Source organism: Clostridioides sp. ZZV14-6150, assembly GCF_020657875.1.
Lineage (GTDB): Bacteria > Bacillota > Clostridia > Peptostreptococcales > Peptostreptococcaceae > Clostridioides.
This window is the reverse complement of sequence record NZ_JAGWDA010000056.1, coordinates 1-499: the sequence shown is the minus strand read 5'-3', so window position 1 is coordinate 499 and position 499 is coordinate 1. Positions and strand designations below refer to the sequence as shown.

Below are 499 nucleotides of genomic sequence, written 5' to 3'. Positions count from 1 at the left end.
TAAAAAATGTGCTTGGTGACATTAGAGTTAGAGCAGGTTGTTTAATACCTGTTTTTTTAGATTTAGGAGATATTGAGTTACAAAATTATATGTTAGTTGAGAAAGTAAAACATACATTTGAAAATAATTCACATTTTATGGATTTAACTCTTGTTGATGGAGACGAATTTGCTTCTTATTCTTCATCAAGTTATAGTAGTGGAAATACTAATAATAAAGATGAAAAGAAAAATGGTCCTGTACAAAGTACTACAAGTAAAGAAGATAATGACATGATAAATAAATTGAATAAAGTATTTAAAGGTAAATTATCAAATACAGGAAATATATTTGTTAAATATTCTAATGCTTACAAGGTCAATGCAGCTTTAATGGCTGCTATTTCTATACATGAAACTGCTAATGGTAGTTCCTCACTTTGTAAAAATAAAAATAATTTCTTTGGTATGAAAGGGATGTCTTTTAATTCTGTAGATGAAGGGATAAAAAGAGGTATAAG

Annotated in this window: 1 protein-coding gene; it reads left to right on the top strand. The window is 27.1% G+C overall.

All coding sequences use genetic code 11. From position 1 onward, the window contains the following. Positions 1 to 499 (top strand): glucosaminidase domain-containing protein (locus KGF41_RS20510; RefSeq protein WP_227857138.1); only part of this gene is annotated, 499 nt, incomplete at both ends.